Source organism: Mesorhizobium kamtschaticum (genome assembly GCF_056174585.1).
In genome coordinates this window covers 2,665,876-2,688,160 of the sequence record NZ_CM149691.1, presented here as the reverse complement: position 1 = coordinate 2,688,160, position 22,285 = coordinate 2,665,876, and the positions used below count along the sequence as shown (strand labels likewise).

Here is a 22,285-nt window from a genome sequence, read left to right as displayed (position 1 = left end):
GGGGGCGCGGTTCCATGGATATCGAACAAGTAAATTCAGTGAGCGTCTGGCCCTATGTCGGCTTTTACAGTCTGATGATGGTGGGTTTGACCGCCGTGTTTGTCGGCATAGCAATGATGTTTCCGTCACTACCGGACAGCTTCGGCCATGCAAGCGGCTTCGCCATTACGTTCGGGTCGACCTCTTTCGCCTCCTACAAATTCATCAAGAGGAACCTTCGGCTTTTCAATCGAGACGAATATTGGAAGATAACGCTTTTCTCGTCTCTGGCCTCGTGCCTGCTGTCACTGGTGTTCGTAGGCCTTGCTGTCGCGGGCGGAGCCATGCCGGGAAGCGATACCATGCCTGCTCTCGTCTGGGTTTTCGTCCTGCTGTTTGCCGGGCTTGTGGTTTTCGCTATCAACGCCTGGGGCTATTCCAGCCGTATGGGCAAGAGTTTCCTGAAAGCGGAGCTTGCCAGACAGGCGCGCGCCTCAACACCGAGACCTTCCGGTAAGTCTCGGCGATTTCAAACCGCGAACCGCCCCCGATCATGCGGCGCGTCATAGTCGAGTTCCGGTCCGACCGGCACGATCCGTGTCGGATTGATCGTCTCATGGCTGGCGTAATAGTGCGCCTTGATGTGGTGCAGGTTCACGGTCGCGGCGACACCAGGCACCTGGTAGAGGTCGCGCAGATAGTTCGACAGGTTCGGATAGTCGGCGATGCGGCGCAGATTGCATTTGAAATGGCCGACATAGACCGGATCGAAGCGCACCAGCGTGGTGAACAGCCGCCAGTCGGCCTCGGTGATGCGGTCGCCGACGAGATAGCGCTGTTTTGACAGCCGCTCCTCCAGCGTATCCAGCGCCGCGAACAATTCGCCGAACGCCTCTTCATAGGCGCGCTGCGTGGTGGCAAAGCCGGCGCGGTAGACGCCGTTGTTGACCGCGGGATAGACCAGCGCGTTAACGCGGTCGATCTCGCGCCGCAGGTCCTGCGGATAGAAGTCGAGGCTCGCATCGCCCCATGCGTCGAACGCCGAATTCAGCATCCGGATGATCTCGGAAGACTCGTTGGAGACGATCGTCTGCTCCTTCTTGTCCCACAGCACCGGCACCGTCACCCGGCCGGAATAGGCGGGATCGGCCTTGGCATAGATCTGGTGCAGGAAATCGAGGCCGTAAAGCGTGTCGCCGGTGGCGCCATCCTCGGCCAGGAATGTCCAGCCATTGGCGCCCATGAAATGATGCACGACCGAGACGGAAATGATGCCTTCGAGCTTCTTCAGCGCGCGAAAAATCAGCGTCCGGTGCGCCCACGGGCAAGCGAGCGAGACATAAAGGTGATAGCGCCCGGGTTCCGCCTTGAAGCCGCGTGTCCGGCCTTCGGCCGGCGCCCCGTCAACGGTAATCCAGTCGCGCCATTGCGACTGCGTCCGCACGAACCTGCCGCCATTGTCCGCCGTATCGTACCAGCGATCCTGCCACCTGCCTTCGACCAGCAATCCCATGCAACTCTCCTTGCGTCCTTTCGTGCAATGTAGGCGCAAGGCTGCCCTGTCGAAGACGTCAGGCGCTGAACAGACCGTCACTTGACGGAGACGGCGGACATATCAGGCCGATTGCAGCGGCAGAAAATTGATGCTAGCGGACACTCCGCATGTTCGACTTTGCTTTGATCCGGTTTGACCGACGACGAAAGGGCGCCCGCGCTTGATGAAGCGCTGACTGGCGAATGCTGCCGTTTGCAGCAAACCTTTCCTCCTTACCGGAACGCAAAGACCATGAGCCTTGCCGACGTGAAATACCTGCCGGAAACCCCGGCGCACGACATCCAGATCGAAGCCATCAACGACGAAGCCTTCGGGCCCGGCCGTTTCGTGCTGGCCGCCTACAAGATCCGCGAAGCCGGCGGTCACGAGCGCGCGCTGTCCTTTGTCGCGGTCGACGGCGACCTCGTCGTCGCCTCGGTGCGCATGACCCGCATTGCCGCCGGCGCCGGGCGCGCGCTGATGCTCGGGCCGCTTGCGGTGCGGCCGGCCTTCAAGAATCTCGGCATCGGCCGCCGGCTGGTGGCGATCGCACTCGAGGCCGCCGTCAAGACCGGCGCGCCCGCCGTCATACTGGTCGGCGACGAGCCCTATTACGGGCCGCTCGGCTTCAAGCGCATCCCGCGCGGCCAGATCTCGATGCCGCGCCCCGTCGACCTCGACCGCCTTTTGTCGCACGAGATCACACCGGGCGCGGTCGCCAGGCTCACTGGCGAGGTCGGTCATGCCAGCCAGGCCAGGGTCGCAGAACACGTCTAGAGCCTGTTCCATCCCGACTGAATCGGGATGGGGCTCTATCTCTTTGTTTGAGCATGACCTTTTCCGAAAACCGGCATCCACTTTTCGGGATCATGCTCAAGGCAATGGCTTGACCTTGGCCGTCGATCCGGGCCTGATCCGGTCCTGTTCCCATAGCAAAGGATGACGCCATGAATCCGAACGGCCAGATCGCGATCGTGACCGGCGGCGGCTCCGGTCTTGGCGAGGCGACGGCGCGCGCGCTTGCCGCCAAGGGTGCCCGCGTCGCCATATTCGATGTCGGCATCGACCGCGCCGCCAAGGTCGCGGCCGACATCGGCGGCATTGCCGTGCAATGCGACGTCAGCAGCGCCGACAGTGGTGCCGCAGCCGTCGCCGAGACGGCGAGCAAGCTGGGCGAACCGCGCATCCTGGTCAATTGCGCCGGCATCGCCATTGGCGTGAAGACGATCGGCAAGGACGGGCCTCATCCGCTCGACCAGTACCGCAAGGTGATCGAGGTCAACCTGATCGGCACCTTCAACATGATCCGCCTCGTCGCCGACCGCGCGGCGAAGCTCGAGCCGCTGCAGGGCGGCGAGCGCGGCGTCATCGTCAACACCGCTTCGGTCGCCGCCTATGACGGCCAGATCGGCCAGGCCGCCTATTCCGCCTCCAAGGGCGGTGTCGTCGGCATGACACTGCCGGTGGCGCGCGACCTTGCCCGTTCCGGCATCCGCGTCTGCACCATCGCACCCGGTATCTTCAAGACACCGATGATGGCCGGCATGCCGCAGGACGTGCAGGATTCGCTGGGCGCCGCCGTGCCCTTCCCGTCGCGCCTCGGCGAGCCATCCGAATATGCCGCGCTTGCCCTGCACATCATCGAAAACCAGATGCTGAACGGCGAGACCATCCGCCTTGACGGCGCCATCCGCATGGCGCCGAAGTAATCAACTTAGCAGGGCAAGACCCTTGGACGATCGAAAGAAAGACGTGATCCGCGAGACCGACGCCGAGGCGATCCGGTTGGCGAAGACACTTCTGCGCAGCGCCCGTTTCGGCGCCCTTGCGGTGCTGGAGCCGCAGACCGGATCGCCGCTGGCAAGCCGGGTCGGTGTCGCCACAGACATCGACGGCGCACCACTGATCCTGGTTTCGATGCTGTCGGCGCACACGCCTGCCATGCTTGCCGATCCACGCTGTTCCCTGCTGCTCGGTGAGCCCGGCAAGGGCGACCCGCTGGCGCATCCGCGCCTGACGCTGATCTGCCAGGCATCGCGGCTCGAGCGTGGCTCGGACGCGCATGCGCGCGCCGAGCGCCGCTATCTCAACCGCAATCCCAAGGCGAGCCTCTATGCCGGGCTCGGCGACTTCTCGATCTTTCGCCTCGAGCCGCAGCGCGCCAGCCTCAATGGCGGCTTCGGCAAGGCCTATCTGCTCGATCGCTCCGATCTTGTCACAGTCGGCTCCATCGTCGAAGAGCTTGCGGCGAGCGAACAATCCGCCGTCGATCACATGAACGCGGACCATCTCGATGCGATCGCCGTTTATGCGCATCACTATGCTGGGGCATCTGGCGACGGCTGGAGCATCGCCGGTTTGGACGCCGATGGCATGGATCTGGTGTCGGGAGACAATGTTTGCCGGGTATTCTTCCCACAACCTCTGGTATCAGCGCGGGACTTACGACCCGTTCTGGTCGAAATGGCCAGGAGCGGCAGGGCTGCCGGGCAGGAAAACAACCAAACTTAATTGCATTTGATCAAAAGCAACACTTGAGATTTGAAAGAAATGTTCTACCTTTCGGAAATGGCGCTGACTCGTCAGGGGCCGTTCGCAAGTGATTTTTTGGATTCAGGCCCCATTGCCCCCATGGTGCCTCGATGATCAAACAGCATGGGGCATTCATGGTCTCGACAAAGCTAGCCGCCAACGCCGAATCGGCCGCCGAATTTTTGATGCTGATGGGCAACGAAAAACGGCTGTTGATCATGAGCTATCTGATCGACGGTGAAATGTCGGTCGGCGCCATCGCCGAAAAGGTGATGCTCAGCCAATCCGCCCTCTCGCAGCATCTGGCCAAGTTGCGGGCGCTCGACCTCGTGGAAACCCGCCGCGACCGTCAGATGATCTACTACTCCTGCAAATCAGATGCGGTGCGCGAGCTGCTTGTCGTGCTGGATGGTATTTTCGGCACCGGCAAGGAAGACCTGTCCCAGATGGCGCAGAGATTGCGCCGCGCCGGGACTTGACCGGACGCTCCTGCGGCCGTTTACCTCGCTGACGATTTCCGGAGCGTGGCTTGTGTGTCTTTCTCGACGCACGAACCGCGCTCTCGATTTTTGAGCGGAGGACATGGACCCAATTCGCATCGACGACCCGCGGGATCCACGCGTCGCCGCCTATCTCGACATCCGCGAACGTGATCTCGCCGGCCGGCAAGGCCGTTTCGTCGCCGAAGGCAAGGTGGTGCTCGACCTGCTTCTGACGTCCGGACGCTTCGGTGCTGAATCAGTGCTGGTGCTGGAAAACCGGCTCAGCGGTCTGAACGACATCCTGCACAAGGCGCCGGTGGACCTACCGGTCTACGTCGTCACCACAACGGTGATGGACGCGATCGCCGGCTTCCACATGCATCGCGGCATCCTGGCCATCGGCCGCAAGGAGACGCCGCTAGCGGCCGGACCATTGCTGGATGCCTTGCCCGCCCAAGCCTTGGTGGTGGTGCTCGTCGGCATCGCCAACCACGACAATATGGGCTCGATCTTTCGCAATGCCGCCGCCTTCGGCGCCGGTGCCGTGCTGATGGACGCCACGTGCTGCGATCCGCTGTACCGCAAGGCGATCCGCGTTTCGGTCGGCGCGGCGCTGAAAGTACCCTTCGCCTCCTTCACCGACACTTCCGGCTTTACGGCGATGCTCGCCGAACGGGGGTTGAACAATTCGCCCTGTCGCCGCGCGGACGAACCGATATTCGCGATGCAAAGCCGGCCGGGCGCCTGGCGCTCTATCTCGGCACCGAGGGTGAAGGCCTGCCCGAAAGCCTGCTGGCGCGCCTGCAAACCGTGCGTATCACCATGTCGCAAGGCTTCGACAGCCTGAACGTCGCCGCAGCGTCAGCTATCGCGCTGCACCATTTTTCGCACCGCTAAATGGCTGCGTCACAGCTTCAGTTCGCGGCCTTCTGCAGAGCCCGCACACGGTCGGCGAGGCTGCGGTCGCCGCCGTCGGATCGGCTGTCAGCCGGCGCCGCCAGCGCCTTGGCGATCGGTGAATCAGGTCCCTCGAGCTTGGCCGTCAGGTGGACGACTTCAGCCGCCAGCTCATTCATCTGCTCGCGCAGCGCGGCACTGCCATTGGCCGAACCCGACGATGCCATGGCGCCGAGATCGGCCTTCAGCCGCTTGTTCTCGCGCGCCAGCGCCGTCAGCCTCGCCTCCAGCCGCTCGCGATCGCTGTCGAGCTTGGCGATCGCCTGATCCAGATCATCGCGCCTCGCGGCCTCGTCATGTCTGCCCGCTTCATCCGGCTTGCCGACCAGCCGCAAGGCCGGCCCGCCGTCCTCGGCCTTCGCCTTTTCGCGCAGCCGCGCCAGCTCCTTTTCGCGGCGGTCAAGCTTGTCCTCGCGATCAGCGAGCGTTGCCAGGAGCCGTTCGACCTTCTTGTCGAGTTCGGCCGCCCTTTTCTTCTCCGCCTTCAGGGCATCGCGCGCGGCCTTGCTTTCGGCCGCGATCTCCTGCTGGCGCCGATCCGCTTCCTTGCGCTGGCCACGCAGCAGCGAGATGTCGCTGGCAAGCTTCTGCAATTCGGATTCGCGCGCCACGAGCTCGATCTGCCGGCTGGAGGAGGAAAAACTGGCATCGTCGTACATGTGCTCCAGCTTTTCGAGCTCGAGCGCCCGTTTCTCCAGCTTGCGCTCGGTTTCCTTGAGCCGCTCCGAAAGCTGATGCAGTTCCTCTTCGCGCTGCCGCAGCGCCTCGCTCTTGGCGCCGAGTTCAGCGAGCGCGTGGTTCTTGTCCGTGCGCTCGACCGCCAGCCCCTTCAGCGCCTCGCGGCCGCGATTGATCTCGACGAGTTGTTCGGCCGCTTTCTCGCGCAACGCCTTGACGTTCATTTCGAGGCGGCGCGTCGCCATGGCGTACTCGGCCCGGATGCGGTCCTTGTCGGCCAGGATCTCGGACTGCGTCAGCGGAATAGAGGCCTCGATGCGCCTGCGGGTCAGCGCGACGGCACGACGCCAGACGGCCGGAGCCACCATCAGCGCCAGAAAGCCGGCGCACAGAAAGCCGAGGGCAAAGAACAGGACCGACTGAACCAAAGGACAACCCGCTATCGGCGGCAACCACTTGGATTGAACCGCATCATACTGGCATGGCGGAAATCCGGCGCTGCGGCAAGAGCTTGCCGCGGCGCATTGGGGGTCACAGGCCTACAAATCCCATCGAAAAGCCAGCATTGCGGTCATGACGGGTGGGACTTTAGAACGGATTCCACGTCGCCCGCTCGGTCAGCTTCAAATAGCCGAGATTGACGCCGAGCCGGGCGCCGACACCGGTGCGGATCGGCACCAGAAGCACATTGTTGTTCTTCAACACATTGAAGCCGACGCCCGCCACCACATAGGCCGACCCGGCCACGCCGCCATAGCGGTTATAGAGATTGCTGACATCGTCGAGATTGTAGACCAGCATCATCACCCGGGACCCTTCGCCGCCGAAATCCCAGCCCAGCGACGGGCCTTGCCAGAACACTTTGTGGTCGCCGGCGTTCTTGGTGTAGAGCGTGCCCTCGCCATAGGTCAGGCCGCCGATGAGCGCGCCCGACCCCTCCTCACCAAGCAGATAGCCATTGGGCAAGCCGTAGGAGGCGAAGATCTTCTCGACGACGGTGGCGAGCCCACCCGATGTCGCGCCGAAGAACTTGTGACCGGAATCGATAATCTCCTGAGCGGTGTATTCCTGGGCCCTCAGGGCTGAGGTCGAGAAGACGAGAACGCCCATGAGCGTGATCGCCATTGAGAGGACACGGAGGAAACTCCGGTCGTAGAATCGGGAAAACATGCTTCCAATCTCCGTCATGGAGCACTTTCGCCGACGCCTCGCATCCGGTCCGGCTCTTTAGGCGGCCGTTAAGGATGACTGTTAGGGGCAAACTATGCCGTAATCCTTTTTCAACCATTAACTCCCACAGGAAGATGGCGGTTCGAAGGCTGGCTTTTGGGGTCGCGCGGGGCCGGCAGGCTACGCGAACACGCCATTTGCCGTGACGACAATTTTGGGTTTGTTGCTGTACGTACGAGTGCTGTGTATTCAGAAAGCCTCGGGTTGGAGCGTGATTCGTGTTGGGCAGGCGCGACGATCAATCGCTCGGCCACGAATTGTGGAATTTTGCAGGGATTTTCACCGATGGCCGATCTGTTCACCCTCTCCGCGCCTGACCTGGCGGCGCTTCTGTGCAGCCGCGTCTGCCACGACATCATCTCGCCGGTCGGCGCGATCAACAACGGGCTTGAACTGCTTGACGAGGGCGGCGCCGACGAAGACGCCATGCGGCTTATCCGCCAGAGCGCCAAGAACGCCTCGGCCAGGCTGCAGTTCGCCCGCATCGCCTTCGGCGCGGCAGGCTCCGCCGGCATGCTGATCGACACCGGCGACGCCGAAGCGGTGGCAATCGCCTTCCTCAAGAATGAAAAGCCGGAACTGACCTGGAATGGGCCCCGCGCGCTGCTGCCCAAGAACAAGGTCAAGCTGCTGCTCAACCTGATCCTGGTCGCCAATGCCGCCATTCCGCGCGGCGGCAAGCTGGTCGTCACCCTCGAGAATCTCGAAACCGAGCCGCGCATTTCGCTTTCGGCAAGCGGCCCGATGCTGCGCGTGCCGCCGAAATTCCTCGAACTGCATTCCGGCCACAAGCCGGAAGAGCCGATCGATGCGCATTCGGTGCAGCCCTACTACACGCTGCTTCTGGCCCGCGAGGCCGGCATGACGATATCGATCCACGCGACGGCGGAAGAAATCGTGCTTTCGGCAGCCTGAGCATCCGGCCGACCTGCAAGGCAAATGAAGTATTTCAACTGCCTAATATTGCCGTAACGGCTCGATCGTAAGCGTTGAGCTTTTCCCGATCGGCCGCATCGAAGCATCTGCAAAGAAAAGTCCTCCAGACGGTATCTTTGCAAAAATTTTACCTAAAGGCTTTTCGGGTTCTTTACCAGATCGGTCTAGGGTGGTCACCAGATGCCCGCACGACCGGATCGCCCCAGGGCAAAGAGGACCCGGAATGAAACGCTGCATGTTCGTCGACGACTCAAGCGTCATCAGGAAGGTTGCAAAACGCATCCTGGGCGGTTCCGACATGGTGGTCATCGAAGCAGCCAGCGGGCTTGATGCACTGGAGATGTGCGCCGCCGACATGCCCGACATCATCGTCGTCGACGGCGCCCTGCCGGACGTGCAGGCGGTTGACCTCATCCGCCGCGTGCGCGCCATGGAAAGCCCGATCAAACCGCAGATCCTGATCTCGCTGGTCGAGCTCGATATCGCCTCGATCATGCGGGCCAAGCGCGCCGGCGCCCAGGGCTATCTCTTGAAGCCCTTCAACCGCCCACAGCTGCTCGAGCGCTTTCGCACCCTGAAAATCGCCGCCTGAAGCAATTCCAGGAAAAGTGTCAAACGGTTTTCCCGGGAAAAGCGCGTAGCGCTTTCCCTTGGGAATTGCGTCAAAACAAAGAGTTAGAGCAGTTCGCCGTTTCTGTGAAACGGTGAAATGCTCTAAGGCCTGCGGCAACGCGCCCTTAATTATGAACCGTAACGCAAAAAACCCGGCCGAGGCCGGGTTTTTTGTCGAAGATGGCAATAATTCAGTCGGCGCTGGCGCTTAGGCGCTGACGCGAATGTCTTCGGGTTCGCGCAGCACGTAGCCCCGGCCCCAGACCGTCTCGATGTAATTCTGACCACCGGACGCGGCGTCGAGCTTCTTGCGCAGCTTGCAGATGAAGACGTCGATGATCTTCAGTTCCGGCTCGTCCATGCCGCCATAAAGGTGGTTGAGGAACATTTCCTTGGTGAGCGTGGTGCCCTTGCGCAGCGAGAGCAGCTCCAGCATCTGGTATTCCTTGCCGGTGAGATGCACGCGCTGGCCGCCGACTTCAACGGTCTTGGCGTCGAGGTTGACCACCAGGTCACCGGTGGTGATGACCGACTGGGCGTGGCCCTTGGAGCGCCGCACGATGGCATGGATGCGCGCCACCAGCTCGTCCTTGTGGAACGGCTTGGTCATGTAGTCATCAGCGCCGAAGCCGAGGCCGCGTACCTTGTCCTCGATGCCGGCCATGCCGGAGAGGATGAGGATGGGCGTCTTTACCTTGGAGAGGCGAAGCGTTCTCAAGACCTCGTAGCCGGACATGTCGGGCAGGTTGAGATCGAGAAGTATGATGTCGTAGTCGTAGAGTTTGCCCAGATCGACACCCTCTTCGCCGAGGTCCGTCGTATAGACATTGAAACTTTCCGATTTCAGCATCAGTTCGATGCTTTGTGCGGTTGCACTGTCATCTTCTATCAGCAGAACACGCATTTAATTCCCCTTTTCTGCTGCCGGACCATCTTAAGACCCGTCCGGATCCGGAGCAGTGGTTGCCTTGTGCAGAGGCTGCCATTGAATGGTTAACAAAACCTAATTTCCCGTCCACGACGGTACCAGATTTTTTAACCCCTTTCTACACCCTCTTGAATCTAATAACGAATCACAGACCCAAATTCCTAATGCAACACATTAATAACCTGGACTAAGCGACTCCAGGGACTCATCGATGCGCTTCCGAATCGGCGACCGGAATTTTTACCCGGCCTTAAGTCCTGACCCGTATGATTAACAATGCCCGTAAACGAATGGTTACCGCCGGCAAAAAACTTTAGGGTTTTGTTTCCCATAGTTCGGGGAAAGCCGGTGGACACGGGCAACGCCTGGGCCTTTCCAGGTGGTTTGGACGATATGTGCGGGTGTGCGTTTCCGGGAGTACCGAATCATGAAGTCACGTGAAAACCTCGTTCGGCTGAAACAGTTTCAGGTGAATGAGAAGCGGCGGCAGCTGCTGCAGCTCGACATGATGATCGCCGAGTTCGAACGCATGGCCGTCGAACTGGAGCTTCAGATCACCGCCGAGGAAAAGAAAGCCGGCATCACCGACATCAATCATTTTGCCTATCCGACCTTCGCCAAGGCGGCACGCTTGCGCCGCGACAACCTCAGAAACTCACAAGGCGACCTCGCCCAACAGCGAAGCGCTGCCGAATCATTACTCGGCGAAGCTGAAGCGGAGCTTTCGAAGGCTGAAATGCTGGAGTCGCGCGACACCAAGATTCGCGAGGCCGAAACCGGCGGCCGCAGCGCCATGATCGGCTGAACCTGCCGATATCCAAATCGTCAGCGTCCGCGAGCGCGCACCTCGTCGGGCGATAGCTTCGCACCGCACCCGCCGCGGAGATCACCGATCTAAGCGGCCCAATCGCCCTCATTTGCCGCAATCGCCCTGGCACGGGCATCTTTGATGTCAGGCGCGTGCTGCTCCGCCCATGCCCTGATCTGGGTGAGCAGTGCCGCCAGATTCTGGCCGAGCTCGGTCAATTCATATTCGACGCGCGGCGGAATGACCGGGAAGATCTCACGCCGCACCAGGCCGTCGCGCTCCAGCACACGCAATGTCTGCGTCAGCATCTTGGGCGTGATGCCTTCGAGCTTGCGGGCAAGCTCGCCATTGCGCAGCCGGCCTTTGCGCAGCGCGCAGACCACCAGGTAGACCCATTTGCTGGCCAGCATCTCCAGCACGGTGTGCGACGCACATGTCCGCCGGAAGGCGTCATAACCAAAAGGGGATTCGAAGTCACTATCCATGAGGTACCTATATATCAAGGAGGTACATACTGGACAAGAGAATGTTACTATCCAAATGATAGCGGCACCAACCAAGCAGGAGACATCCCATGCGTGCCGTTATCCAGAATTCCGTCGGCGGACCCGACGTCCTCGTTATTGCCAATCAGGCTGACCCCAAGGCAAAGCCCGGCGAAGTGCTGGTTCGCGTCAAGGCAGCAGGCATCAATCCGGTCGATGGCGCCGTCCGCGCCGGCTATTTTCCACTGCTTGGCGAGCCGCCCTTCGTCCTCGGCTGGGATATATCGGGGACCGTCGAGGCGCTGGGCGCCGGCGTCACCGGCCTCAAGGTCGGCGATGAGGTGTTCGGCATGCCGCGCTTCCCCGAACAGGCAGCGGCCTACGCCGAACTGGCCGCAGTGCCGGCCGGCGAGATCGCGCTGAAGCCGAAGGCGGCGGACCACGTCCAGGCAGGCGCATTGCCGCTGGCCGGCCTGACAGCCTGGCAGGGCCTTGTCCGCCATGGCGCATTGAAATCGGGCCAGCGCGTGCTGGTGCATGCGGCGGCCGGCGGCGTCGGCCATCTGGCGGTGCAGATCGCCAAGGCGCGCGGCGCCTATGTCATCGCCACCGCCAGCCCCAACAAGCTCGATTTCGTCCGCGAGCTCGGCGCCGACGAGGTCATCGACTACACCAAGGGTGATTTTACCAGCCAGGTCAGCGAGATTGATCTGGTGCTGGAGCCGATGGGTGGGGAGCATGCCGAACGCTCGCTGACGGTCATCAGGAATGGCGGCGTGCTGGTGTCCTTGCTGAACCTGAACGACACCACCAGGGCGCTGGCCAGCGCGCGCGGCATCCGGGTCGAGCGCATGTCCGTCGTGCCTGACCGCGAAGGCCTTTTGGAACTTGGCCGGCTGATCGACGCGAACAAGCTCACCGTCCATGTGGCGAAGAGCTTCCCGCTCGAAGAGGCCGGTGCCGCCCACGCCTTTCTCGCCACCAGGCCGATCGGCAAGGTGGCGCTGACGGTCTGACGCCAAGAGACGGCTTCGAAAAAACAAAGGGCGCGGAGTGCCGCGCCCTTTGATGTGCTCAGCCCGACCCTAATGTCGGTATTGCTGGATGCGCGTGGTGCGCAGCCCGGCAAGGCCATATTCGTCGATCGACGCCTGCCAGGACAGGAATTCCTCGGTGGTCAACTTGTAGCGTTGGCATGCCTCTTCGAGGCTCAAAAGCCCGCCGCGCACCGCCGCGACGACTTCCGCCTTGCGCCGGATAACCCAGCGACGCGTGTTCGTCGGCGGCAGATCGGCAATCGTAAGAGGGCTGCCGTCAGGCCCAATAACATACTTGACTCTAGGTCTAACCAGATCGGTCATCGTACTCTCTACAAAAAACTCAAAGACCCAATCCCCGCCACGTTACCGCCACAGCTTTAAAAATTGCCTAAGCAGACCCTAATGACTAGGTAAGGATCGTGAACGCCGCGTTAGGGTTTTCGCAGGCATTTGAAATATCCGGCTGGAAGCCTTGGTTTGGCTGGGAAAAATCCCGCTGATCGCGGATCGTCCGCAATCCGTGAATTGCCCTGCAAGCTGGCGTCGCCGGAAAGCTTGACCTATATTCTCGACATTGGCATTCAGATGCCGCGCAGAATGAAAGCATCATGAACAGTCTCGATCTTCCCGGACGTCCCGAAAACACCCGCATTGTCGTCGCCATGTCGGGCGGCGTGGATTCGTCCGTGGTCGCCGGCCTGTTGAAGCGCGAGGGCTATGATGTCGTCGGCGTCACCTTGCAGCTTTACGATCACGGCGCGGCGACGCACCGGGCCGGCTCATGCTGCGCCGGACAGGACATCGACGATGCCCGCCGCGTTTCCGAGACGCTCGGCATCCCGCATTACGTGCTCGACTACGAAGAGCGCTTCCGCAAGGCGGTCATCGACCCCTTCGCCGAGAGCTATGTCGCCGGCGAAACGCCGATCCCTTGCGTCTCCTGCAACCAGACGGTCAAGTTCGCCGATCTCCTGGCGACCGCCAAGGAGCTCGGCGCCGATGCGCTCGCCACCGGCCACTATATCCGCTCCGGCGCCAACGGCGCCCACCGCACGCTCTACCGGCCGGTCGATGCCGACCGCGACCAGAGCTATTTCCTGTTCGCCACCACGCAGGCGCAGGTCGACTATCTGCGCTTTCCCTTGGGCGGCCTGTCGAAGCCGCAGGTTCGCGCCATTGCCGAGGAGATGGGGCTGACTGTGGCCGCCAAGCAGGACAGCCAGGACATCTGCTTTGTGCCGCAGGGCAAATATTCCGACATCATCGCCAAGCTGAAGCCGACCGCCGCCAATCCGGGCGACATCGTCCACATCGACGGCCGCGTGCTCGGCCGCCATGAGGGCATATTGCGCTACACGATCGGCCAGCGCCGCGGCATCGGCATTGCGTCGGGCGAACCGCTCTATGTCGTCCATCTCGACGCCGAGCGGGCCCGCGTCGTGGTTGGCCCGCGCGAGGCGCTGGAGACGCACAAGATTTTTCTGCGCAACATGAACTGGCTGGGTGACGGTGCCCTGGCTGATGTTCCGGCCCGCGGCCTCGAACTGTTCGCCAAGGTGCGCTCGACCCGGCCGCCGCGTCCGGCAGTGCTGCGCCACATCGCAGGTGTGACGTCGGTCGAATTGGCCGACGGCGAGTCCGGCATCGCCCCCGGACAAGCCTGCGTGCTCTATTCCGACGACGGCAACGAGGCCCGCATCTTCGGCGGCGGCTTCATCGAGCGTTCCGAGCGCGGCGCCGAGGCCGAGGCCATGCTGACGAAGCTTGCGGCAAGGCCGGCACAGGTTCCGGCCGAATAGGCGCTAGCCTCTCAGAGACCGTTTCGAAATTCGCTCTGGCGAGTCATATGGTGGTGGTTTTCGAGAACCGGAGCGCAGCGGACATTTGGGTCCGTGAGCACCGGAAGCGCAGAAAACGCCGCCAGATGGCCGCCGGAGTAGAGTTTCCAAACGGTCTCTAAGACTTGGTGTGGGTGACCGTGCCCGCCGTCAGGATGCGCAGCACCCTGATCGCTTCCTCGCCGCTGGTGCGCGGTTCGGCGCGCGTCTCGATGCACTGGATGAAATGCTCCAGCTCGCGCGTCAGCGGCATGCCCTGGGCGACCGCGACATAAGACGGCTCATTGGTGGTGAACGCCCATTGGCCGCTGTCCTGCCAGACCGCGTGGCGGTAGACGGCAAGCTTGCGCTCCCATGGCTCGACATCGTCGAACACCGCCATCGCCTTTGTGCCGACCACGGTCAGCCGCCGTTCGCGATAGGGGTTGAGCCTCGAGGTGAAAAGATGGCTGCGCAGGCCGTTGGGAAAACGCATGTGCAGATGCGCGAAATCACTGAGGTTGTCGAGGAGTGCCGCACCCTCGCCGCGCACCTCGATCGGCTCGGTGCCGGTGATCGCCAAGATCATCGACAGATCGTGCGGCGCCAGATCCCACAACGCATCGTTCTCGGTGTGGAATTTGCCAAGGCCGAGCCGGTGCGAATGGATGTAGCGGACTTCGCCGAGTTCGCCCTTGTCGATCAGCCCCTTCAGCGTCTCGAAGGCGGGATGGAAACGCAGGACATGGCCAACCATGAAGACGCGGCCATTGTCCTTGGCCGCCTGCACCGCGCGCTCGGCATCCGGCACGGTCAGCGCAATCGGCTTTTCCACCAGCACGTCCTTGCCGTTTTCAGCGGCGCGTACGGCAAGGTCGGCATGGAACTGCGGCGGCAAGGCCATGACGATGGCGTCGATATCGTCACACACGAACAGCTGGTCGGGCTCGATCGCCAGGCAATCCTGTTCGCTGGCAAAGCCTTCGGCACGGGCCCGGTTAGCGTCGGAAACCGCGTGCAGCGCGCCGAGCGCCTTGAGGGTGCGGATGTGGTTGCTGCCCCAGTATCCGCAACCGAGGACTGCAATGCGCGGCTTCATCTGTTTCAAACTCTAAAAACTCGTGGCCGAGACATAGCGACGTGCCCCTTCGAACTCAACCCCGGCGGTTGCAACCAAATGTCCACGCGGCAAAGCTTTTTCGGCAAAGAGAATATGCGGCGATATGGAATGCTTCGAAGCTTGACAGGCTCGCCCTCCCAACCTTATATCCGCGCGACCTTGGCGAACGCCTCGAAATGCCTTTCGATTTAAGGCGGATTTCGGGCCTTTCGCCGCCCTGGCGGGGTAGCTCAGTTGGTTAGAGCACGGGAATCATAATCCTGGGGTCGGGGGTTCAAGTCCCTCTCCCGCTACCACTACCTGGTCGAACCGCGATACCAGCTTCAAGCGCGCCGCGTTGGGCTTTGGATGGGGCAGCAGCCAAAAGCGCAATTCACGAGAAGCAAGCAAGCCCTCAGACCATTCTCCATGGCCTCGGTATTCTTTCGACGCACCCAATCGAGCCACAGCCCGTCCATCGTCGCAGTAATGCTGTCTACGAGGAATGGGATTGATTCACGGCCCTTCGTTCTCTCATCCGCTATCTGGCACAGGATCTCCGAAAGTTCATTTCGGAAATGCTCGTAGAGCGAGATCTCGGTTCTCATAATATCGTCGGATGCCAAGGCGGCAGACCAGAGGTCGATCCGGACCCGCAAGAAGTCCCTTTCGAGGAAATCGGGGGTCAAGAACGTTCCCAGAAAAATCTTGAGCTGCTCACTTGGCGATTTGGAACCCTTGGCGCGTTGGTCGCTGACGGCAGCTACCAAGAGCTTTGACGTATACCGATAGGTCTCAACGAGGACCTCGTTCATGTCTTTGAAATTATAGGTTATGTGACCCAAGGATATATTGGGATGCTCGGCAATTTTTCGAGCCGTCAACTTGGCGTAGCCGACCTCCTTGATGCACTTGAATGCCGCCTCGATGATCTCGGCTCTCCGCTCCTCGGAGGTCAGATAGGTTCGTGGGGATTTCCGCATTGCCGCCATCTGATCCCTGCTTTCAGCGTCCATCGACAGAACCGGCTTTCGGTTCCAAATGCAAATAATGGCGAGGCTCGCCATGCCTGACGGTCTCTTGACAATGGATATAGTACGTTCGTACAACATTGGTACATACGTACTAATAATTTGGAAACCCGATGACCTCCGCCGTTTCAGATGGGATCGTAAAGGGCCGCGTCGAGCCTGGCTTCGAACCTGTTGCGGACGAATTCAAGAGGAATTTCACCGAGCGAGGCGAAGTCGGCGCCGCCTTCGCAGCCGTACATTCGGGCCGAACCGTTGTCGACATTTGGGGCGGCAATGCAGCCCCTGGCCGACAATGGCAGCAGGACACCCTCCAAGTCGTCTTTTCCGGCACCAAGGGCCTGTTGGCGGGGTGCATGTTGATCCTGATCGAGCGCGGTCTAGTGGATCTTGATGCGCCGGTCACAAAATACTGGCCTCAATTTGCACAGGGCGGGAAAGAACGCATTCTCGTTCGCCATATCGTTTCCCATCGTAGTGGGGTCCCCGGTGTCGCAACTCCGTTGTCGGTAGCTGACGTGCCGGACTACGAGAAAATAGAAGGCCTGCTTGCAACGCAGCCTATTGCAAACGACCCCGATGCCTTCGCTTGCTACAACGGACTGACAATTGGCTGGCTGTGCGGGGCCATTATCCGTCGAGTTGACGGCCGGCCACTCGGACAGTTTTTTGCCGACGAGATCGCTCGGCCATTGAATCTCGACGCATGGATTGGTCTGCCACGCGATCTCGAACCGCGTGTGGGCGAGATCGAAGTTGAGGACGCAATAGGCTGGGTCGACGCAGATCCGGAAAATCCAATCAACCGATCGATCTGGAGAAATCCGCCGCTACTCACCGCCCATACCAATGCATGGAACACGAGGGCATTTCACGCCGGTCAGATTGGTGGGGCCGGCTGTATCGCGGCGGCTCGTTCCATGGCTCGCTACTACGGCTGTCTCAGCCAGGGCGGCGTGATCGATGGCGTGCGTATTCTTAAGTCTGAGACATTGGATCAAGGTTTGATCGAGCGTTCGCGCTTCACAGATCCCTATTTTTCCGAGCCGATGGCCTTTGCCACGGTCTTTGCGCTTCAGACACAAAAGATGCGTTTTGGGCCGGCTCCCGATGCCTTCGGGCATTCCGGCGCTGGCGGCTCCATTCATGCGGCCTGGCCTTCACGAAAGACAGGGTTCTCTTACACGATGAACCAGATGAGGAGCGATCCAGACGATCGCCGCTCGCGCTTCGTGCTGGAGAAGCTCTTCCAGGCAGTGAATCCGCAATAGGCAATGTTGGATACGCAAAAAAGGGGAGAAAAAAATGCCGGACGAATTCGAAGCTATGGCAAGGGCCGTGGTCCGGGGCAGGCTGAGCCGGAGGGAGTTTCTTGGACGGGCTGCAACATTGGGGATCAGCGCCGCATTGGCGCAAAACCTGCTCGTTGGCGCGGTCCAAGCTGCAACTCCGGCGAAGGGAGGCACGTTGAAGGCGGGCATGGTCGGCGGCGAATCGACGGACAGCCTCGACCCCGCGACTTGGGCGAGCCAGGTGCCTCTGACATTCGGACGGGCTTGGGGTGAGGCTCTGGTCGACGTCAGCCCGGACGGTTCGATCGCAATGAAACTCGCGGATCAAGTGAGCTCGTCGAAAGATGCCAGGACCTGGACGTTTAGAATAAGAAAAGACGTATCCTTTCACGATGGAAGGAAGCTAACGCCCGCTGACGTCGTAGCGACGATCGAGCGACATTCCGACGCAAAATCGAAGTCGGGCGCCCTTGGTTTGATGCGCGGGATCGAGACGATCAAAGCTGATGGCGACAGCGTTGTCATAGGTTTGAAAGATGGCGACGCTGATCTGCCCTACATCCTGGCGGACTATCATCTGGCGATCCAACCAAATGGCGGCAAGGACAATCCAGCGGCAGGAATAGGAACCGGGCCGTACAAGATTTCGACCAACCAGCCGGGTGTGCGGCATGCTGCAGAGAAGTTTTCTGGATACTGGAACGACGATGTAGGCCATGCCGGCTCGGTCGAGATCATTGTGATCAATGACACAACGGCTCGCACCGCCGCGCTTCAGGGTGGCCAGGTCAACATAATCAATCGTGTCGAGCCGAAGATCGTTGAGCTGGTCAAGCGGGTACCCGGCGTCACGATCCGTACCGTTGCAGGAAGGGGACATTACCTGTTCGTCGCGCACTGCGACACGGCGCCCTTTGACAACAATGACCTCAGGCTGGCGCTTAAATACGCGGTTGACCGTGATGAAATGGTCAAGAAAATTCTGAACGGCTACGGCAGTGTCGGGAATGACAGCCCGATAAACGCAACCTACCCGCTCTACACGCCCGCCGAGCAAAGGTCATTTGACCCGGACAAAGCCGCCTTCCATTACAAGAAATCCGGACACAGCGGCTCGATCCTTCTGCGAACCTCCGAGGTCGCGTTTCCCGGCGCGGTCGATGCGGCGCAGCTTTATCAGCAGAGTGCTTCCAGGGCGGGCATCAAGCTGGATATCAAGCGCGAACCTGGAGACGGCTACTGGTCGGAGGTGTGGAACAAACAGCCATTTTGCGCTTCTTATTGGGGTGGGCGACCAACGCAGGATCTCATGTACACAACGGGATATTATTCCAAGGCCGATTGGAACGAAACCCGATTCTTTCGCGACGATTTTGACAAGATGCTCAATCAGGCCCGCTCGGAACTGGACACTGAAAAGCGTAAGAAACTATACGCTGACATGGGATCCATCGTCAGGAACGATGGCGGGGCCGTCATCCCCATGTTCAACGATTACATCGACGCAACGGGTCCGAATGTAGAGGGCTGGGTCGACGATCCAAATTACGAAATGTCCGGCGGCTCAGCCTTGATACGCTGTTGGATGAAGTCCTAGTCGAGCGACGTGCCGTCGATCTCTAACGCGGCGATTGAACTATGCCGTCATCTGCTTGAGCGCCTTGAGCAGGCGCAGATGCGTGTGGGAATGGTGGTGTCGGACATGCACGGCCGAATAGATCGGATGTGAGATCTTCGGCGCATCGGCAACCAGCTGCGCAACCCCCTCCTGCCGCAATTTCGTCGCCACCGTTTCGGTGACGAAGGCAGTGCCGCCCCGGCTTCGCAGGAGGTAGGCGACGGCGCCGCCATTTCCGGTCGACACCGGTACGTTTTCCAGCTCCGGCAGCATCTGCCTGTGGGCGCGATTGAAGAAGGCGGAATAGTTGGCGCGGATATAGTCCGCCGGCGTGACCGCGTCGAACGCGACACCGCGCGTCGACACCATGACGAAATTCTCTTCGGCGATCTGCTCGTAATGCATGTCGGGAAGATGTTGCGGCGAGTAGAGCACCGCCAGATCGAGGCTGCCGGTCGTCAGATCCAGGATCATCTGGTTGGAATAGTCGATCTCGACGTAGATCGCCAGTTTGGGCAGCGTCGTCCGCACCCATTCGAGCCACCCCTCCAGCACGCGCTCGTAGAGCTCGAACTGGATGCCGATGCGGATGAGTTGGTCGAACTTGCCGACCGACTGGATCTCGCGGCGGGCATCGAGCCATCTGAGCTTGACGGCGCGCGCATGGTCCTCGAAGCGGATGCCGGCGACGGTCGGCTCGGTGCCGCTCTTGCCGCGGATGAACAGCTGCTTGTCGAGCAGCGTTTCCAGCGAACGGATGCGGCTCGAAACGGTCGACTGGGTGATGCCCAGCCGCTCCGCCGTACGGTTGAAGTTGCGGGTCTCGATCAGGTCCAGGAACGTGTCGAGCAGTTCGATCTGCATCTCGGCCACCCAGCGCAAACGCTTCGCAATGGCTACCGCTTTTTGGCCAGGCCCGACAATGGCTAATCGGAATCTTCGATTAACACCACATGCCGGGTTGCGTTGCCGGATATCGCCTTCAGGCGCAGATTTGCAGCACCTTTCAAACATCCGCCACGGCAGGTCATCCATCCATGTTCATCGTCGACACCGACGTCCACAATTACTGGTCCAGCGCCGAGGTCCTGCTTCCCTATCTCGAACCCTATTGGCGCGACTTCCTGGTTCGCGGCGAAAAGCCGGGTCCGGCGGGAAGCTTTCCGCACGGCCACCGCCCATGGCTGCATCCTGAGGGATTCTCGCGGCACGACATCAAGCCGCGGACCGAGGAGGACAATTATCTGATCATGAAGGAGAAACACCTCGATCTCTATGACATCGACGTGGCAATCCTCACCGCCGACGAGCCGCTGGAAGCCTCGACGCTGGCCAACTACCACTACGCCAACGCGCTGGTGAAAGCCTACAACGACTACATGATCGACTGGTGGCTGCCGAAGGACCGGCGCTTCAAGGGATCGATCATCATTTCGCCGACCGACCCGCACGGCGCCGCTGCCGAGATCCGCCGTCTCGGCGCCCACAAGGACATCGTTCAGGTGCTGGCCAGCCACGGCTCGCAACGCCCTTACGGCGATCCGTTCTATCATCCAATCTTCGAGGCCTGCACCGAAGTCGGATTGCCCTTCGCCATCCATTTCGGCGGCCAGGGCGGCGTCAATCACAATGCCATCGCCAGCGGCCCGACGACCTATTACTGGGAAACGCATGCGCTGCTCAGCCAGCCGGCTATGACCCATGTCGTGAGCATGATCTCCAACGGCGTGTTCGAGAAATATCCCGACCTCTATTTCGTCGTCATCGAATGCGGCGTGTCCTGGGTGCCATCGCTGATGTGGCGGCTCGATGCCAACTTCAAGGCGCTGCGCAAGGAGACGCCGTGGTTGAAAATGCTGCCGTCGGAATATTGCCGCCGCAACATCCGCTTCAGCACCCAGCCGCTCGAACAGCCGCAAAACGTCCGCCATCTCTGGGAAACGCTGGAGCACATGGATGGCCAGAACACGCTGCTTTTCGCCTCCGACTATCCGCACTGGGACTTCGACGCGCCGACCAACATCCACATCCCGCCGGCCTGGCGCGACAAGGTGATGGGGCTGAATGCGCTCGAGGTCTACAAGCGCATCGAGGCACCCGCCGCCAGCGCGAGGGTCGCGTGATGGCGGCCACGGCAGCAGCCGCACCAGTCCGGGGCCGCACCTTTGCCTGCAAGGTTGACGAGGTCGCGATCGGGCAACCCAGGATCGTCGCCTTCGGCCGCGTGAGCATCGGCATATTCCAGCTCGACGACGGCTATGCCGCCTTGCTCAACATTTGCCCGCACCGCGCAGGCCGGCTTTGCGAAGGGCCGGTATGCGGAACCACCAGGCCGACCGACCGGGCGGAATTCGTCTATGAGCGCTCAGGCGAGATCGTTCGCTGTGCCTGGCATGGTTGGGAATTCGAGATCAGGTCGGGAAAATGCCTCGTCGATGACAGGCTCAAGGCGCGGACATTTCCGGTCGAGGTCGTCGGCGAAGACCTCTATCTCGAACTGGGCCGGTAGGCGGCGAACGGAAGGTGACGACAGTGGAAACCGTGAAATTCACGCAGATGAAGGATGGCGACCGCGAGGATTATGCTTTCCTGACCGACCATGAGATCGAATACGCCGCCGGCACGGCCGACCGGCTGCTGGCGGCCATGGTCGAACTCGACAAATCCCTGTCCGGCTACAAAGTCACGCGGCTTGGCCATTCGCTGCAGGCCGCGACGCGGGCCTGGAATGCCGGCGCCGACATCGACTGGGTGGTGTCGGCGCTGCTGCACGACATCGGCGATATCTACGCGCCTTACAACCACGATGAATACGCCGCCGCCATCATCCGGCCGTTCGTGCGCGAGCAATGTGCCTGGGTGGTCGAGAAGCACGGTGATTTCCAGCTGCTCTATTACGGCGAGCATGTCGGCGCAAATCCGCACAAACGCGAGGCCTTCCGGGACAGCGCCTATTTCGACGATTGCGCCGAATTCTGCGAGAAATGGGACCAGTCCAGCTTCGATCCCGATTATCCGACCAGGCCGCTGGAATTCTTCGCGCCGCTGGTGAAAGAGGTGTTCGCTCGCAAGAGCTATGGTTCCGCAGTCATCAGGACCGGTGTGCGTGTTCCTATGTCGGACGAGAGTGTCGCGTTGGCGCGATCGGCAATGTAGGACACATTGGCGGTTGTCTTGCCCGGCACCGAAGTCCAACCGATGCAGCTATTCCGTTGGGCTCAAATCGC

24 protein-coding genes, 1 tRNA gene and 1 pseudogene are annotated in these 22,285 nt (G+C 60.9%); 17 read left to right on the top strand and 9 right to left on the bottom strand.

The features are described 5' to 3' along the window. Positions 1–14 precede the first annotated feature (14 nt). Complete coding sequence (locus AC0V7N_RS13150; protein WP_475458079.1) at positions 15–548, top strand: ABZJ_00895 family protein; 534 nt, start codon at positions 15–17, stop codon at positions 546–548. On the opposite strand, the gene AC0V7N_RS13145 is transcribed toward AC0V7N_RS13150, so the two are convergent. Beyond that, positions 509–1,492 carry a glutathione S-transferase family protein gene (locus AC0V7N_RS13145; protein ID WP_475458077.1) on the bottom strand — a complete coding sequence of 328 codons (984 nt, stop codon included), beginning with the start codon at positions 1,490–1,492 and terminating at the stop codon, positions 509–511. The genes AC0V7N_RS13150 and AC0V7N_RS13145 overlap by 40 nt on opposite strands. A gap of 273 nt (positions 1,493–1,765) precedes the next feature. Between AC0V7N_RS13145 and AC0V7N_RS13140 the strand changes: the two genes are divergently transcribed. The 5 genes and pseudogenes from AC0V7N_RS13140 (at position 1,766) to AC0V7N_RS13120 (ending at position 5,424) form a co-directional block, all read left to right on the top strand. Beyond that, on the top strand, positions 1,766–2,290 hold the full coding sequence (locus AC0V7N_RS13140; RefSeq protein ID WP_475458075.1) for a GNAT family N-acetyltransferase: 525 nt from the start codon (positions 1,766–1,768) through the stop codon (positions 2,288–2,290). A 170-nt stretch (positions 2,291–2,460) separates the two neighbouring features. Further along, the gene (locus AC0V7N_RS13135) at positions 2,461–3,222 is read left to right on the top strand and encodes a 3-hydroxyacyl-CoA dehydrogenase (RefSeq protein ID WP_475458072.1); all 762 of its coding nucleotides are present in this window, start codon (positions 2,461–2,463) and stop codon (positions 3,220–3,222) included. Between the two features lie 22 nt (positions 3,223–3,244). Further along, positions 3,245–4,024 (top strand): HugZ family pyridoxamine 5'-phosphate oxidase, encoded by a 780-nt coding sequence (locus AC0V7N_RS13130; RefSeq protein WP_475458069.1) that lies wholly within the window; start codon positions 3,245–3,247, stop codon positions 4,022–4,024. Between the two features lie 155 nt (positions 4,025–4,179). Beyond that, complete coding sequence (locus AC0V7N_RS13125; RefSeq protein WP_475458066.1) at positions 4,180–4,524, top strand: ArsR/SmtB family transcription factor; 345 nt, start codon at positions 4,180–4,182, stop codon at positions 4,522–4,524. A 103-nt stretch (positions 4,525–4,627) separates the two neighbouring features. Continuing rightward, a pseudogene (locus AC0V7N_RS13120) lies at positions 4,628–5,424 on the top strand (TrmH family RNA methyltransferase). Between the two features lie 17 nt (positions 5,425–5,441). On the opposite strand, the gene AC0V7N_RS13115 reads toward AC0V7N_RS13120, so the two are convergent. Beyond that, a complete protein-coding gene (locus tag AC0V7N_RS13115) occupies positions 5,442–6,590 on the bottom strand; it encodes a coiled-coil domain-containing protein (protein WP_475458061.1) in 1,149 nt (382 codons plus the stop codon). A 160-nt stretch (positions 6,591–6,750) separates the two neighbouring features. Then, positions 6,751–7,287 (bottom strand): DUF1134 domain-containing protein, encoded by a 537-nt coding sequence (locus tag AC0V7N_RS13110; protein ID WP_244277619.1) that lies wholly within the window; start codon positions 7,285–7,287, stop codon positions 6,751–6,753. Positions 7,288–7,677: 390 nt separating this feature from the next. On the opposite strand from AC0V7N_RS13110, the gene chpT reads away from it, so the two are divergent. Together chpT and AC0V7N_RS13100 are read left to right on the top strand one after the other, a co-directional pair. Further along, complete coding sequence (gene chpT / locus AC0V7N_RS13105; RefSeq protein ID WP_475458059.1) at positions 7,678–8,307, top strand: histidine phosphotransferase ChpT; 630 nt, start codon at positions 7,678–7,680, stop codon at positions 8,305–8,307. A gap of 244 nt (positions 8,308–8,551) precedes the next feature. Continuing rightward, positions 8,552–8,920 carry a response regulator gene (locus AC0V7N_RS13100; RefSeq protein WP_140607090.1) on the top strand — a complete coding sequence of 123 codons (369 nt, stop codon included), beginning with the start codon at positions 8,552–8,554 and terminating at the stop codon, positions 8,918–8,920. A 228-nt stretch (positions 8,921–9,148) separates the two neighbouring features. Here the strand turns inward: AC0V7N_RS13100 and ctrA are convergent, their stop codons facing one another. Beyond that, positions 9,149–9,844 carry a response regulator transcription factor CtrA gene (gene ctrA / locus AC0V7N_RS13095; RefSeq protein ID WP_006203583.1) on the bottom strand — a complete coding sequence of 232 codons (696 nt, stop codon included), beginning with the start codon at positions 9,842–9,844 and terminating at the stop codon, positions 9,149–9,151. Between the two features lie 451 nt (positions 9,845–10,295). Here ctrA and AC0V7N_RS13090 point away from each other — a divergent pair, with 451 nt between their 5' ends. Further along, entirely contained in the window at positions 10,296–10,673 is a 378-nt protein-coding gene (locus AC0V7N_RS13090) for a flagellar export protein FliJ (RefSeq protein WP_140705050.1), read from the top strand. An 89-nt stretch (positions 10,674–10,762) separates the two neighbouring features. On the opposite strand, the gene AC0V7N_RS13085 is transcribed toward AC0V7N_RS13090, so the two are convergent. Further along, complete coding sequence (locus AC0V7N_RS13085) at positions 10,763–11,161, bottom strand: winged helix-turn-helix transcriptional regulator (protein WP_475458056.1); 399 nt, start codon at positions 11,159–11,161, stop codon at positions 10,763–10,765. 89 nt (positions 11,162–11,250) lie between these two features. On the opposite strand from AC0V7N_RS13085, the gene AC0V7N_RS13080 reads away from it, so the two are divergent. After that, positions 11,251–12,177 (top strand): zinc-binding dehydrogenase, encoded by a 927-nt coding sequence (locus tag AC0V7N_RS13080; RefSeq protein WP_496627877.1) that lies wholly within the window; start codon positions 11,251–11,253, stop codon positions 12,175–12,177. A gap of 69 nt (positions 12,178–12,246) precedes the next feature. Here AC0V7N_RS13080 and sciP read toward each other — a convergent pair whose 3' ends face one another. Then, positions 12,247–12,522, bottom strand: a complete 276-nt coding sequence (sciP, locus tag AC0V7N_RS13075) for a CtrA inhibitor SciP (protein WP_006203587.1) — start codon at positions 12,520–12,522, stop codon at positions 12,247–12,249. Between the two features lie 287 nt (positions 12,523–12,809). Here sciP and mnmA point away from each other — a divergent pair, with 287 nt between their 5' ends. Further along, positions 12,810–14,000 (top strand): tRNA 2-thiouridine(34) synthase MnmA, encoded by a 1,191-nt coding sequence (gene mnmA, locus AC0V7N_RS13070; RefSeq protein ID WP_475458050.1) that lies wholly within the window; start codon positions 12,810–12,812, stop codon positions 13,998–14,000. A 157-nt stretch (positions 14,001–14,157) separates the two neighbouring features. Here mnmA and AC0V7N_RS13065 read toward each other — a convergent pair whose 3' ends face one another. Further along, entirely contained in the window at positions 14,158–15,117 is a 960-nt protein-coding gene (locus tag AC0V7N_RS13065; protein ID WP_475458048.1) for a Gfo/Idh/MocA family protein, read from the bottom strand. Positions 15,118–15,357: 240 nt separating this feature from the next. On the opposite strand from AC0V7N_RS13065, the gene AC0V7N_RS13060 reads away from it, so the two are divergent. Next, positions 15,358–15,434, top strand: a tRNA-Met gene (locus tag AC0V7N_RS13060). Between the two features lie 27 nt (positions 15,435–15,461). Here AC0V7N_RS13060 and AC0V7N_RS13055 read toward each other — a convergent pair. Continuing rightward, complete coding sequence (locus AC0V7N_RS13055; protein ID WP_475458046.1) at positions 15,462–16,184, bottom strand: TetR/AcrR family transcriptional regulator; 723 nt, start codon at positions 16,182–16,184, stop codon at positions 15,462–15,464. A 77-nt stretch (positions 16,185–16,261) separates the two neighbouring features. On the opposite strand from AC0V7N_RS13055, the gene AC0V7N_RS13050 reads away from it, so the two are divergent. Together AC0V7N_RS13050 and AC0V7N_RS13045 are read left to right on the top strand one after the other, a co-directional pair. After that, positions 16,262–17,419: a serine hydrolase domain-containing protein gene (locus AC0V7N_RS13050; protein WP_475458044.1), complete on the top strand. Its 1,158-nt coding sequence runs from the start codon at positions 16,262–16,264 to the stop codon at positions 17,417–17,419. Between the two features lie 34 nt (positions 17,420–17,453). Further along, a complete protein-coding gene (locus tag AC0V7N_RS13045; protein ID WP_475458042.1) occupies positions 17,454–19,037 on the top strand; it encodes an ABC transporter substrate-binding protein in 1,584 nt (527 codons plus the stop codon). Between the two features lie 39 nt (positions 19,038–19,076). Here AC0V7N_RS13045 and AC0V7N_RS13040 read toward each other — a convergent pair whose 3' ends face one another. Continuing rightward, positions 19,077–19,922 (bottom strand): LysR family transcriptional regulator, encoded by an 846-nt coding sequence (locus AC0V7N_RS13040; RefSeq protein WP_258581789.1) that lies wholly within the window; start codon positions 19,920–19,922, stop codon positions 19,077–19,079. Positions 19,923–20,095: 173 nt separating this feature from the next. Here AC0V7N_RS13040 and AC0V7N_RS13035 point away from each other — a divergent pair, with 173 nt between their 5' ends. From AC0V7N_RS13035 to AC0V7N_RS13025, 3 genes are read left to right on the top strand one after another with little or no spacing between them, the layout of a single operon-like run. After that, positions 20,096–21,181: an amidohydrolase family protein gene (locus tag AC0V7N_RS13035; RefSeq protein ID WP_475458040.1), complete on the top strand. Its 1,086-nt coding sequence runs from the start codon at positions 20,096–20,098 to the stop codon at positions 21,179–21,181. After that, positions 21,181–21,567, top strand: a complete 387-nt coding sequence (locus tag AC0V7N_RS13030) for a Rieske (2Fe-2S) protein (protein ID WP_475458038.1) — start codon at positions 21,181–21,183, stop codon at positions 21,565–21,567. Before AC0V7N_RS13035 ends, AC0V7N_RS13030 begins: the two co-directional genes overlap by 1 nt. A gap of 23 nt (positions 21,568–21,590) precedes the next feature. Continuing rightward, positions 21,591–22,214, top strand: coding sequence for an HD domain-containing protein (locus AC0V7N_RS13025; RefSeq protein ID WP_475458036.1), 624 nt, complete (start codon positions 21,591–21,593; stop codon positions 22,212–22,214). Positions 22,215–22,285: the final 71 nt, after the last annotated feature.

Bases quoted from the DNA above. Each gene is read 5' to 3' on its own strand.
- AC0V7N_RS13090 (WP_140705050.1), top strand. From the start codon at position 10,296: ATGAAGTCACGTGAAAACCTCGTTCGGCTGAAACAGTTTCAGGTGAAT.
- chpT (WP_475458059.1), top strand. From the start codon at position 7,678: ATGGCCGATCTGTTCACCCTCTCCGCGCCTGACCTGGCGGCGCTTCTG.
- AC0V7N_RS13110 (WP_244277619.1), bottom strand. From the start codon at position 7,287: ATGGCGATCACGCTCATGGGCGTTCTCGTCTTCTCGACCTCAGCCCTG.
- mnmA (WP_475458050.1), top strand. From the start codon at position 12,810: ATGAACAGTCTCGATCTTCCCGGACGTCCCGAAAACACCCGCATTGTC.
- AC0V7N_RS13145 (WP_475458077.1), bottom strand. From the start codon at position 1,492: ATGGGATTGCTGGTCGAAGGCAGGTGGCAGGATCGCTGGTACGATACG.
- AC0V7N_RS13100 (WP_140607090.1), top strand. From the start codon at position 8,552: ATGAAACGCTGCATGTTCGTCGACGACTCAAGCGTCATCAGGAAGGTT.
- AC0V7N_RS13080 (WP_496627877.1), top strand. From the start codon at position 11,251: ATGCGTGCCGTTATCCAGAATTCCGTCGGCGGACCCGACGTCCTCGTT.
- AC0V7N_RS13035 (WP_475458040.1), top strand. From the start codon at position 20,096: ATGTTCATCGTCGACACCGACGTCCACAATTACTGGTCCAGCGCCGAG.
- ctrA (WP_006203583.1), bottom strand. From the start codon at position 9,844: ATGCGTGTTCTGCTGATAGAAGATGACAGTGCAACCGCACAAAGCATC.
- AC0V7N_RS13150 (WP_475458079.1), top strand. From the start codon at position 15: ATGGATATCGAACAAGTAAATTCAGTGAGCGTCTGGCCCTATGTCGGC.
- AC0V7N_RS13085 (WP_475458056.1), bottom strand. From the start codon at position 11,161: ATGGATAGTGACTTCGAATCCCCTTTTGGTTATGACGCCTTCCGGCGG.
- AC0V7N_RS13045 (WP_475458042.1), top strand. From the start codon at position 17,454: ATGCCGGACGAATTCGAAGCTATGGCAAGGGCCGTGGTCCGGGGCAGG.
- AC0V7N_RS13125 (WP_475458066.1), top strand. From the start codon at position 4,180: ATGGTCTCGACAAAGCTAGCCGCCAACGCCGAATCGGCCGCCGAATTT.
- AC0V7N_RS13065 (WP_475458048.1), bottom strand. From the start codon at position 15,117: ATGAAGCCGCGCATTGCAGTCCTCGGTTGCGGATACTGGGGCAGCAAC.
- AC0V7N_RS13140 (WP_475458075.1), top strand. From the start codon at position 1,766: ATGAGCCTTGCCGACGTGAAATACCTGCCGGAAACCCCGGCGCACGAC.
- sciP (WP_006203587.1), bottom strand. From the start codon at position 12,522: ATGACCGATCTGGTTAGACCTAGAGTCAAGTATGTTATTGGGCCTGAC.
- AC0V7N_RS13030 (WP_475458038.1), top strand. From the start codon at position 21,181: ATGGCGGCCACGGCAGCAGCCGCACCAGTCCGGGGCCGCACCTTTGCC.
- AC0V7N_RS13135 (WP_475458072.1), top strand. From the start codon at position 2,461: ATGAATCCGAACGGCCAGATCGCGATCGTGACCGGCGGCGGCTCCGGT.
- AC0V7N_RS13050 (WP_475458044.1), top strand. From the start codon at position 16,262: ATGACCTCCGCCGTTTCAGATGGGATCGTAAAGGGCCGCGTCGAGCCT.
- AC0V7N_RS13055 (WP_475458046.1), bottom strand. From the start codon at position 16,184: ATGGCGAGCCTCGCCATTATTTGCATTTGGAACCGAAAGCCGGTTCTG.
- AC0V7N_RS13040 (WP_258581789.1), bottom strand. From the start codon at position 19,922: ATGCAGATCGAACTGCTCGACACGTTCCTGGACCTGATCGAGACCCGC.